Origin of the sequence: Brachybacterium sp. ACRRE (genome assembly GCF_022346485.1) — a bacterium.
Classification (GTDB): domain Bacteria; phylum Actinomycetota; class Actinomycetes; order Actinomycetales; family Dermabacteraceae; genus Brachybacterium; species Brachybacterium halotolerans.
This window is the reverse complement of sequence record NZ_JAKRMO010000090.1, coordinates 1-11,003: the sequence shown is the minus strand read 5'-3', so window position 1 is coordinate 11,003 and position 11,003 is coordinate 1. Positions and strand designations below refer to the sequence as shown.

At 72.4% G+C, this 11,003-nt stretch carries 10 protein-coding genes; 6 read left to right on the top strand and 4 right to left on the bottom strand.

Going from position 1 to position 11,003, the window contains the following annotated elements:
- The first annotated feature begins 327 nt into the window (after positions 1 to 327).
- The 4 genes from infC (at position 328) to MHY49_RS17755 (ending at position 2,613) form a co-directional block, all read left to right on the top strand.
- Positions 328 to 1,041, top strand: a complete 714-nt coding sequence (gene infC, locus MHY49_RS17770) for a translation initiation factor IF-3 (RefSeq protein ID WP_228359683.1) — start codon at positions 328 to 330, stop codon at positions 1,039 to 1,041.
- 58 nt (positions 1,042 to 1,099) lie between these two features.
- Positions 1,100 to 1,294 carry a 50S ribosomal protein L35 gene (gene rpmI, locus MHY49_RS17765; RefSeq protein ID WP_152351945.1) on the top strand — a complete coding sequence of 65 codons (195 nt, stop codon included), beginning with the start codon at positions 1,100 to 1,102 and terminating at the stop codon, positions 1,292 to 1,294.
- A 64-nt stretch (positions 1,295 to 1,358) separates the two neighbouring features.
- Entirely contained in the window at positions 1,359 to 1,739 is a 381-nt protein-coding gene (gene rplT / locus MHY49_RS17760) for a 50S ribosomal protein L20 (RefSeq protein ID WP_152351946.1), read from the top strand.
- A 22-nt stretch (positions 1,740 to 1,761) separates the two neighbouring features.
- On the top strand, positions 1,762 to 2,613 hold the full coding sequence (locus tag MHY49_RS17755; protein ID WP_239206375.1) for an RNA methyltransferase: 852 nt from the start codon (positions 1,762 to 1,764) through the stop codon (positions 2,611 to 2,613).
- An 8-nt stretch (positions 2,614 to 2,621) separates the two neighbouring features.
- Here MHY49_RS17755 and MHY49_RS17750 read toward each other — a convergent pair whose 3' ends face one another.
- The 4 genes from MHY49_RS17750 to MHY49_RS17735 form a co-directional block, all read right to left on the bottom strand.
- Positions 2,622 to 4,322 (bottom strand): HNH endonuclease, encoded by a 1,701-nt coding sequence (locus tag MHY49_RS17750; RefSeq protein WP_239206373.1) that lies wholly within the window; start codon positions 4,320 to 4,322, stop codon positions 2,622 to 2,624.
- A 200-nt stretch (positions 4,323 to 4,522) separates the two neighbouring features.
- Complete coding sequence (locus MHY49_RS17745) at positions 4,523 to 5,197, bottom strand: hypothetical protein (RefSeq protein ID WP_239206371.1); 675 nt, start codon at positions 5,195 to 5,197, stop codon at positions 4,523 to 4,525.
- A 9-nt stretch (positions 5,198 to 5,206) separates the two neighbouring features.
- Complete coding sequence (locus MHY49_RS17740; RefSeq protein WP_239206369.1) at positions 5,207 to 5,827, bottom strand: MBL fold metallo-hydrolase; 621 nt, start codon at positions 5,825 to 5,827, stop codon at positions 5,207 to 5,209.
- Positions 5,824 to 6,921, bottom strand: coding sequence for an S-(hydroxymethyl)mycothiol dehydrogenase (locus MHY49_RS17735; protein ID WP_239206367.1), 1,098 nt, complete (start codon positions 6,919 to 6,921; stop codon positions 5,824 to 5,826). The genes MHY49_RS17740 and MHY49_RS17735 overlap by 4 nt, the downstream gene beginning before the upstream one ends.
- A gap of 191 nt (positions 6,922 to 7,112) precedes the next feature.
- On the opposite strand from MHY49_RS17735, the gene pheS reads away from it, so the two are divergent.
- Positions 7,113 to 8,222 carry a phenylalanine--tRNA ligase subunit alpha gene (pheS, locus tag MHY49_RS17730; protein ID WP_239206365.1) on the top strand — a complete coding sequence of 370 codons (1,110 nt, stop codon included), beginning with the start codon at positions 7,113 to 7,115 and terminating at the stop codon, positions 8,220 to 8,222.
- Position 8,223: 1 nt separating this feature from the next.
- Positions 8,224 to 10,842: a phenylalanine--tRNA ligase subunit beta gene (pheT, locus tag MHY49_RS17725; RefSeq protein WP_239206363.1), complete on the top strand. Its 2,619-nt coding sequence runs from the start codon at positions 8,224 to 8,226 to the stop codon at positions 10,840 to 10,842.
- Positions 10,843 to 11,003 lie beyond the last annotated feature (161 nt).

Below are 11,003 nucleotides of genomic sequence, written 5' to 3'. Positions count from 1 at the left end.
TACTCCCTCGTCTACTTCCTCAGCGACGGCGAGAACACCGACGACCGCGACGCGGAGCCCTTCGACCAGCTGAAGCCGATGATCGACGGCGGCGCGGTGCTCGGCTACGGCACCAGCGAGGTCGGGCATGTCGTTCACAGGGTCCTTCACGAGGTCGAGGGGAGGGGCGACGCATGTCACGGGGCGCGGCGTCGTCCTCCTGGTAGCATAGGGGACCGGAACATGACGTTCCCCTTTGCAAGTGGAGCCTCTCCCACCTCGCGGCGTGCAGTCGTCGGGGTCGTGTCGCAGCCTGACGTCCGCGTCGGCGGCGCGCCCGTGCGGCGCGTGCACTCGAGGCCTCCACATCCGTGTGGGGGCCTTCGTCATGTCGTCGGACACCGAGGTGAGGAGACACCCATCAGCGAACAGCGCATCAATGGCCAGATCAGGGTCCCGAAGGTCCTGCTGGTCGGACCCAATGGCGAACAGGTCGGCACCGTGCGTGTCGAGGACGCCCTGCGGCTCGCCGCGGAGGCCGACCTCGATCTCGTCGAGGTCGCCCCGGGCGCGAATCCGCCCGTGTGCCGTCTCATGGACTATGGCAAGTACAAGTACGAAGCCAACATGAAGGCGCGCGAGTCCCGCAAGAACCAGACCAATACGCTCCAGAAGGAGATTCGTATGGGTCTGAAGATCGATACCCACGACTACGAGACCAAGCGTCGCAACGTGGAGAAGTTCCTCGCCGGCGGTGACAAGGTCAAGGTCATGGTGCGCTTCCGCGGCCGCGAGCAGGCTCGTCCCGAGCGCGGCATCCAGCTGCTGGGCCGGATGGCGGAGGACGTCTCCGAGCTCGGCTTCGTCGAGTCCCACCCGCGCCAGGACGGCCGCACCATGGTGATGGTCCTGGGCCCGGTGAAGAAGAAGTCCCAGGCGCGCGCGGAGGCCCGCAAGCGCCGCACCGACGCCGAGAAGGCCGCCGCCAAGGAGCCCGCCTCCGAGGACGCCGCGACCGCCTCGTCCGAGGACTCCGGCAGCACGCCGGACCCCCAGTCCTGATCGCTCGCCCGCACCCCGCGTGCGGGCCCACGATCCCATTCAGAAGGAGAACAGGCTGATGCCGAAGAACAAGACCCACTCGGGCACCAAGAAGCGCGTCCGGGTGACCGGCTCCGGCAAGCTCATGCGCGAGAAGGCGAACGCTCGCCACCTGCTCGAGCACAAGAGCTCCACCCGCAAGCGCCGTCTGGGCAGCGACACCAACGTCGCGAAGTCCGACGCCAAGCGCGTGAAGAAGCTTCTGGGCCGCTGAGCCCCCTCGCGGGATTCCTGAGTTCCCGCACCATCGAACTCGAACACCAGCGAAGGAGAATCACGTGGCACGCGTGAAGCGGGCGGTCAACGCCCAGAAGAAGCGTCGGGAGATCCTCGAGCAGGCCAGCGGCTACCGCGGGCAGCGCTCGCGTCTGTACCGCAAGGCGAAGGAGCAGGTGCTCCACTCGCAGACCTACAACTACCGCGACCGCAAGGTCCGCAAGAGCGACTTCCGTCGTCTGTGGATCCAGCGCATCAACGCTGCGGCGCGCGCGAACGGCATGACCTACAACCGCCTCATCCAGGGCCTCGGGCTCGCGGGTGTCGAGGTCGACCGTCGCATGCTCGCCGAGCTCGCGGTGAACGACGCGCCGGCCTTCGCCGCGCTCGTGCAGACCGCCAAGAGCGCCCTGCCGAAGGACGTCAACGCCCCCGCGGCCTGACCCTCGACAGTCGGCTCGCACGATGAGCACCACGGAACGCCCGGACAGCTGGGCGATCACGTCCCCGAGATCAGATCGGGTGAAGAGGATCGCCGCGCTGTCCGGGCGTTCTGCTCGTCGTAAGCAGGGGCGGTTCCGCGTCGAGGGCCCGCAGGCCGTCCGCTCGCTCCTGCAGCATTCCGCCCGTCTCGTGCGGGAGCTGTACGTCACCGCCGACGGTGCGTCGGCGCATCCCGACATCCTGGAGCTCGCGGACGCGCACGCGATCCGTCCCCGCGACGTCGACCCCTCGATCCTGCGGGCGATGACCCGCGGCGCGGAGGACGGCGCCGCCGCATCCATGGCAGCGCCGCAGGGCGTCCTCGCCGTCGCCGACCTCCCCTCGCCGTCCCTCCGCGCGGTGCTCGACGCCCTCCCCGACGGGCCGGTCACGGCCCTCGTCCTCCACGGCATCCAGGACCCCGGGAACGCGGGCACCCTGATCCGCGCGGCCGACGCCTCGGGGGCGCGCGTGGTCCTCGCGACCACCGGCACCGTGGATCTGTACTCCCCGAAGGTGGTCCGCTCGGCGACCGGCAGCCTCTTCCATCTGCCCGTGGTCGCCGGGATCGCCCCGGAGGAGCTTGCGCCCGCCCTGCACGGTGCGGGCATCTCTGTGCTGGCGACCAGCGGGTACGCCGATCACGACCTCTTCGCGACAGAGCTCCCCGCGCGTGCGGCATGGGTCATGGGCAACGAGGCTCACGGTCTGCCGCATGAGGTGCTCGATGCGGCCGACCTCGCCGTGCGGATCCCGCTCGCGGGAGACGCGGAGTCCCTCAACGTCGCGATCGCCGCGACCGTCTGCCTCTTCGAGACCCTGCGCCGACGCTGAGCGCGTGACTACGCCACGGCGCCGTGCTCCTCGAAGGGGTCGACCGTGCCGGCGATATGGTCCGCGAACTCGATGAGTCGCGCACTGCTGATCGGATCCAGCTCGATCATCCGTTCCACATCACCCTCCTGCTCGTCGACCGGGAACTCGTCCGGGGCGAAGGCGGGGAGCATGAACACGCTCGCGGGCGGGGTCCAGTGCGGGTCGACGTCCCGAGACGGGGCGACGTCCTGGTGTGGGGCGCCGTCCCCGCGCAGGGCACGACGCAGCGGGGGAGCGCTGCTCGCATAGCTGCGTCCCATCGGGGTCGTGATCTCGTAGGCGCGGGACGGAGCCCGGGCCGGCGGCGCATTCGGAGGTCCGGATCCGCACTGCTCGGCGTCCTCGAGGGTGCCGCTCCAGCCGGGTAGCTCCATGAGGTAGTTGCACCCTTCGCAGCGGGCGACGCCGTTGGCGACGACGGTCTCACCGCCGTCGGCGTACCGCACGACGTGGTCGATGTGGCGGGCGCGGGCGTCGCAGAACGGTGTGCGGCAGTGCTGATCGGCGATCTCCACGAAGCGCCGCTCGCTGCCGGTGAATCGTCGTCGGCCGGCATCGGCGTCCCGCAGGCGCCCGGAGACCGGATCGGTGTACAGGCGGCGGATGAAGCGCGCAGGGTCTGCGGGGCTCTGCGGGTCGGGCGACTCCGGATCCTTCCCATCCCCTGACCCCTGCGGCGCTGCGAGCGCGAGCCGGCGGGCGATCGCCGCGGGCATGGGGTGCCCTTCGACCCACGCGGTGTCCTCGCCGCCGGCGAGCAGCGAGCCGTCGGTCATCAGCAGCTGGATCTCCACGTCCACGTCCTCGGGGCGCTCGAGTCCCGTGGTCCGTCGGACGAGCGCATCGGCCATGTGCTGGCCCCTCGTGCCCTCGACGCCGGCGGCCCGTGCGCTCGAGGCGGCGTCGTCGAGCGCTTTGTACACGGCCACGCCCTGGACGAGGGGGAGCAGCGCGCTCACGCGCACCACCGCGTCGGAGACGGGACGGATCGAGACGTGCCGTTCACCGACCTCGCGCTCATGGCGGGCGAGCGCGGCCCGCTGGTCGATCTCGTCGGCGCGGGCCCTGGCCATCCCGCCCGCGCGGCGCGGCGAGACCTCCGGCAGGTGCTCGGCCACGGAGTCGTCGACGCGTGCGCGGTCCTCGTCGTCGAGGCAGAGCACGGCCTTGGCGACCTCGTCGGCCGACCAGCGCGAGATCTCGCCCCGCGCGAGCAGCCCCATGGTCCGCGGGAGGGTCTCCACGATCACCCGGTCCAGGGCGAGCTGGTTGCCCGTGCGCGCAGGCGAGGCGTGCCGGGCGAGGGCGAGCTCGTGCGCGAGCCCCTTGCCGATCGCCTCACGCGGGATCCCGTCGTTCCGCTGCTGGGCGATGCGCGCATCGCGGAACGCGACGGAGGCGCGCATCTGCACCGCATCGGTGCGCGAGCGCAGCCGCTCGCTGACGGCGACCGCGTCGAGGAGCGCCTCGGGGAGAGACAGGGCCGACGTCCCGGCGGGGGTGGGGACATCACCGGTGAACGATCCCTCGGACTCCGACGCATCGGCGTCGAGCTCAGAGAGGATCCCCTCGGCGCGCTCGACGAGGGTCGCGGCGGATTCCAGGAGGGCGAGCGCGTGCGCCGCGCGGGCCGCGTGCGGCGGCAGGGGCGTGGCCGTGTGCGTCATCGATGTCACCTCCCGCCCGCGTCGTCGCTGGTCATCCGGGTCATCGGGCGGACCGTCGGCGGAAGCCGATGCCCTCATCCGATGCTGTCCTCCGACTCTACGAGGACGCACCGACATTCGACGCCGCGGGACGCGGCATGTGGAGAACGCGCGCTGGGGAGGAACCGCGCGGGGCGGCCCGCCGCCCCGCGATCCGTCCCTCATCGAGGGTCGCCGACCACCCGCGTCGCAGCGATCCGATCGTGGATCCCCCGGCCGGAGCCCAGCATCACGGTGCCCACGAGCACGATGACCACGCCGTAGAGCAGCACCGTGGCGACCATCGTCCCCGCCGCCCCGGTGTCGAAGTCGCCGTAGACCGCGCCGACGGCGACCACATGTCCCAGCTGCCACGGGATCGCGATCTTCACGAGATTTCGGACGAAAGCGCGGGCGAAGGGGACGTGTGCCCCGTCGGGGCCTGCTCCGCCGGACCGCGCTCCGCCCGTTCCTCCTGCCCCGCCGGGCCCGCCGGGCCTGCCGGCCCCGCCCTGCCCGCCCGGACCACCCGGCATCGTCTCGACGCGCAGGCCCTCGCGCCGCTTCCCCCACGTCGATGCTCGCGGGCCGGACTCGGCGCGGGCCGCCCACAGCGCCGCGAGCAGGGGCGGGATCGCGCTCGAGACGAGGCCGACGGCGCGTGCGGTGCCGGCGTCCCCGATGTGCATCGCGAGCGGAATCCCGATCGGGAGCATCGCCGCAGGCAGCACGAGGTATCCCACGCAGTCGCGCGCGTAGGCCCGTGCACGGCGGACGAGGAGCGGGGCGAGCAGGCGGCCCATCGGGCCGCGCCGCTCGCCGCGATGCCGGGCATCCTCGCGCTCCTCGTCGTCCATGTGCTCACCTCACAGCCAGTCGCCCCGCGCGGCCTCGATCTCGGCGCCGATCGTCGTGTCCGGTCCGTGCCCGGTGTGCACGATGGTCTCCGGGGGAAGCGCGAACAGGCGCTCGCGGATCGATTTCTCGATCGTGGGCCGGTCGCTGAAGGAGCGGCCGGTCGCGCCGGGGCCGCCCTGGAAGAGCGTGTCCCCGGTCAGCACGCAGTCCAGCGCCGGGACTCGGTAGCAGACGGATCCGGGGGAGTGGCCGGGTGTGGAGATCGCCTCGATGTCGGTCCCGGCGACGGTGAACTCGTCGCCGTCGGCCACGTCCCCGTCCCAGGGCAGGTCGCCGTGGGTGAGCTTCCAGACCTCGGCGTCCGCGGGGTTCAGAAGCACGGGCGCCTCGAGCGCCGTCGCCAGCTCGGGAGCGAAGCGCGAGTGGTCGTCGTGCGCATGGGTGAGCAGGATGCCCACGCACTCGCGGTCGCCGACGAGCGCCCGTATCGCGTCGACGTCGTGCGGGGCGTCGAAGACGACGCACTGCTCGTCGTCGCCCAGGACCCACACGTTGTTCTCGACGTCGAAGGTCTCGCCGTCCAGCGTGAAGGTGCCGGAGGTCGTGGTGTGATCCAGCCGCGCCGTCATCGGTTCACCACCACGGTGCGCAGCACGTCGCCGTGATGCAGGGAGTTCAGCGCGTCCTCGACGCCGCCCAGGTCGGTGGTGCCGGTGACGAAGCGCTCGAGCGGGAGACGCCCCTGCAGGTAGAGGTCCGTGAGGTAGGGGAAGTCGTGCTCGGGCAGGCAGTCGCCGTACCAGGCGGACTTGAGGGTGCCGCCGCGGCTGAACACGTCGGCCAGCGGGATCGTGAGCTCCGCATCGGGGTGCGGCACGCCCACGAGCACGACGCGACCGGCGAGGTCGCGCGCGTAGAACGCGGTCTCGTAGGTGGTGGGGATGCCCACGGCGTCGATCACGACGTCGGCCCCGAATCCGCCGGTGAGCTCCTGGACACGCTCGACGATCTGGTCCCGGTCGAGGTCCTTGGTGTTGATGGTGTGGGTCGCGCCGAGGTCGGACGCGGCCTGCAGCTTCTCCTCGACGATGTCGAGGCCGATCACGGTGGTCGCGCCCGCGAGCACGGCACCGGCGATCGCGGCGCTGCCCACGCCGCCCAGGCCGATGACGGCCACGGTCTCGCCGCGCTGCACGTCGCCGGTGTTCAGGGCCGCGCCGAGGCCTGCCATCACGCCGCAGCCGAGCAGGCCCGCGACCTCGGGGCGGGCCTCCTCGGAGACCTTCGTGCACTGCTTCTCGTGGACGAGGGTCTTGTCGGCGAAGGCGCCGATGCCGAGCGCGGCCTCGAGCTCGGTGCCGTCGGCGAGCGTCATCCTCTGCGAGGCGTTGTGGGTGGCGAAGCAGTACTTCGGCTGGCCCCTGCGGCAGGCCCGGCAGTCGCCGCACACCGCGCGCCAGTTCAGGACGACGAAGTCTCCGACGGCGACGTGCGTGACCTCGTCGCCGATCGCCGAGACGCGCCCGGCGGCCTCGTGGCCGAGCAGGAACGGGAAGTCGTCGGTGATCGCGCCGTCGCGGTAGGCGAGGTCGGTGTGGCAGACCCCGCAGGCCTCGATGTCGACCACGACGTCGTGCGCCCCGGGATCGGGGATGACGATGTCGGTGAGCTCCGCCGGCTCGTTCGGATGGCGAGCGATGACGCCCTGGACGGTCGTGGGCATGGTGGGGCTCCTTCCGCTGGTGGTGGTTCCCGGCCAGCCTATCGGCCGGGTCCGCCCGACGAGCCCTCCTGCGGGCGGGTCGGCGCGGTGCGCGCAGCCCTCCTAGAATGGTCTGCGGTGCGGCGGGGCCGACGGGCGATCCCCCGCGGCGCGCCACCCGCACATCAGCCCACCGGACGAAAGCGATACCCGTGTCCGAGACACCTCCCAGCCCCGACCCCGCGGCCGTCACGATCGACGAGCCGACGATCGGCGCCGCCGTCGACGCCGCGCTCGCCGCGATCGCGTCGGCGGGCAGCACCGCCGAGCTCAAGCAGGTCCGCATCGACCACGTCGGCGACGCGAGCGTGCTCTCGCGCGCGAACGCCTCGATCCGGGACCTGCCCAAGGACCAGAAGGCCTTCGCCGGCAAGCTCGTCGGCCAGTCGAAGGGCCGCGTCCAGCACGCGCTCGCGGCCCGCCAGGCCGAGCTCGCCGAGGCCGAGGAGGAGGCCGCGCTCGCGCGCGAGACGGTCGACGTGACGGTGCCCGTGGACCGTCGTCCGCGCGGCGCCCGTCACCCCATGCGCACCCTCCAGGACCGCATCGAGGACTTCTTCGTCGGCATCGGCTGGGAGATCGCCGAGGGCCCGGAGATCGAGACCGGCTGGTTCAACTTCGACGCCCTGAACGCCGACCCGAACCACCCCTCGCGCTCGCTGCAGGACACCCTGTACGTCGCACCCGAGGACTCGGGCCTGCTGCTGCGCACGCAGACCTCCCCGGTGCAGATCCGCGCCATGCTCGAGCGCGGCGCCCCGCTGTACATCGCGTGCCCGGGCACCGTGTACCGGGCGGACGAGTTCGACGCGACCCACTCGCCGATGTTCAACCAGGTCGAGGGCCTCGCGATCGACAAGGACCTGACCATGGCGAACCTCGTCGGCACGCTCGACGCCTTCGCCGCCGCGATCTTCGGCGGGCGCCCGATCACCCGCCTGCGCCCGAACCACTTCCCGTTCACCGAGCCCAGCGCGGAGATGGACTTCCGCTGCTTCAGCTGCGAGGCGCGACTGGGTCTGGACCACGACGCCGACCCGGCCTGCCGCGTGTGCGGCGGCACCGGCTGGATCGAGATGGGCGGGTGCGGCATGGTCCACCCGAACGTGCTGCGCTCGGCGGGCGTGGACCCCGAGGAGTACCAGGGCTTCGCCTTCGGCCTCGGCATCGAGCGCATCCTCATGCTGCGCAACGGCGCGGACATGCGAGACATCGTGGAGGGCGACGTCCGCTTCTCCCAGCACTACGGGACGGAGATCTGAGATGCCCCGCATTCCGCTCACCTGGCTCGCCCAGCACGTGACCCTTCCCGAGGGCGCGAGCGCCCTGCAGGTCGCGACCGACCTCTCGCGCGTCGGCCTCGAGGAGGAGGCGATCTTCGGCGCCCAGGTCACCGGGCCGCTGGTCGTCGGCCGCGTCCTGGACCTGGTCAAGGAGCCCCAGAAGAACGGCAAGACCATCAACTGGTGCCGTGTCGACGTGGGCCCCGAGCACAACGAGGCGCAGGACGACCCGAAGGATCCCCAGCCCGGCGAGGAGCGCCCGAGCCGCGGCATCATCTGCGGCGCCCACAACTTCGTCGAGGGCGACCTCGTGGTCGTCTCCCTGCCCGGCACCGTGCTGCCGGGACCGTTCGAGATCGCCGCCCGCAAGACCTACGGCCACGTCTCCGACGGCATGATCTGCTCGGGCGACGAGCTGGGCCTGGGCCCGGATCCCGACGGCGAGGACGGCATCATCGTGCTGGGCCGCGGCCACGCCCGCGGCCTCACCGGCGAGCCCGGGGACGACGCGATCGCGCTGCTGGGCCTCGGCGAGGAGGTCGTCGAGATCAACGTGACGCCCGACCGCGGCTACGCCTTCTCGATGCGGGGGGTGGCCCGCGAGTACGGTCACGCCACCGGCGCGGCCTTCACCGATCCCGCCCTCGAGGTCGAGGTCCCCGCGGCCGACGGGCCGGGCGTCGAGGTGCGCCTGTCCGACGAGGCACCGATCGACGGCCGCCCCGGCTGCACCCGCTTCGTCGCGCAGGAGGTCACGGGCATCGACCCGACCGCCCATGCGCCGCGGTGGATGCAGCAGCGCCTGGTGCTCGCGGGCATGCGCCCGATCTCGCTCATCGTGGACGTCACGAACTACGTGATGCTGGATCTCGGCCAGCCCCTGCACGCCTACGACGCCGCCGAGCTCGTCGCGCCCATCACGGTGCGGCGCGCGCACGCGGGCGAGAAGCTCGCGACCCTCGACGACAAGCCCCGGGCACTGGATCCCGAGGACCTCGTGATCGCCGACGCGGGCGCGGGCGACCGCGCGATCGGCATCGCGGGCGTCATGGGCGGGGCCTCGACCGAGGTCTCGGCCGCGACCACGGACGTCGTCCTCGAGGCCGCGAGCTTCGACCCGGTCACGGTCGCCCGCTCCGCGCGTCGACACCGCCTGCCCAGCGAGGCCTCCAAGCGCTTCGAGCGCGGCGTGGATCCGCAGCTGCCCGCGATCGCCGTCACCCGGGCCGCGCAGCTGCTCGCCGAGTACGGCGGCGGGACGGTCTCCGCCACCCGCACCGACGCCGGCGCGGATTCCGTGCAGGATCCTGCCCCGATCACCCTCGAGGCCGGGGCGCCCACGCGGCTCGTCGGCGTCGAGTACACGAGGGAGCAGGTCCGCGAGGCGCTCGAGAAGATCGGCTGCACGGTCGAGGACGGCCCGGCGGGCGACGGCACCGCCGAGGGGACGGCGGACGGAGGGGCGAGCTTCCTCGTCACCCCGCCCAGCTGGCGCCCCGACCTCAGGATCCGCGAGGACCTCATCGAGGAGATCGCGCGTCTCCTCGGCTACGAGCAGATCCCCTCGGTGCTGCCGCAGGCGCCCGGCGGCGCGGGCCTCACGCGAGCGCAGAAGAGCCGCCGCTTCGCGGCCCGTGCGCTCGCTGAGGCGGGCCTCGCCGAGGTCCTCTCCTTCCCGTTCGTGCCGCAGGGCGTGTTCGACGAGCTCGGGTACGGGCCCGAGGACCCGCGCCGCGACGCGGTGCGCCTGCTGAACCCTCTGGCCGACGACGAGCCGCTGCTGCGCACCGAGCTGCTGCAGACCCTGCTGCCCGTGGCACGGCGGAACCTGGGCCGTGGCCAGGAGTCGCTCGCCCTCTTCGAGGTCGACGCCGTCTCCCGCGCGGGATCGGGCCCGATCGCGCCGCTGCCGGCCGCGCAGCGCCCCACGGACGCACAGCTCGAGGCCGTGCAGGCTGCCATGCCCGTGCAGTCGCGCCACCTCGCCGCGATCATCGGCGGAGCGAGCGGACCGGACTCGTGGTGGGGGAGCGGCCGCGCCTGGGACTGGGCCGATGCGATCGACCTCGCCCACCGCGCGGCGGCCGCCGTCGGCGCCCGTCTCGAGGTGCGCGGACGCGAGCACGCCCCCTTCCATCCGGGCCGCTGCGCCGAGCTGCGCACGGACGACGGCAGCGTGGTCGGGTACGCGGGCGAGCTGCACCCGAAGGTCGTGAAGGCCTTCGACCTGCCCGCACGCACCTGCGCGCTCGAGCTCGACCTCGAGCAGGTCATCTCCGCGGCCCCCGCGGTCGTGTCCGCGGAGCCCGTCTCGACCTACCCGCTCGCGAAGGAGGACTTCGCGTTCGTCGTCGAGGACTCCGTCCCCGCGAGCGCCGTCGAGGCCGCGATCATCGCCGGCATCGGCGACGTCCTCGAGAGCGTGCGCCTGTTCGACGTCTTCACGGGCGACCAGGTCGGCGAGGGCAGGAAGTCGCTCGCCTTCGCGGTGCGGCTGCGCTCGCAGGAGGGCACGCTGTCGGCCAAGGAGATCGGGGCGGCGCGCGAGCGCTGCGTGCAGGCCGTCGCGAACGCCGTGGGCGGCGTGCTGAGGGCGTGAGCACAGCGTGAGGCCGCTCGGCAGGTGCTGTTGAGCGGTGAACGGAGGCGGAGCGCGACCCCATGGTCGCGCTCCGCTTCTGCGTTCGGGCGCTCCAGGAGTTTTCGGTGGCGCCGCGTCGGCGTCGACCCCACGCGGCAGCACCCTCCCCGGAACCACCC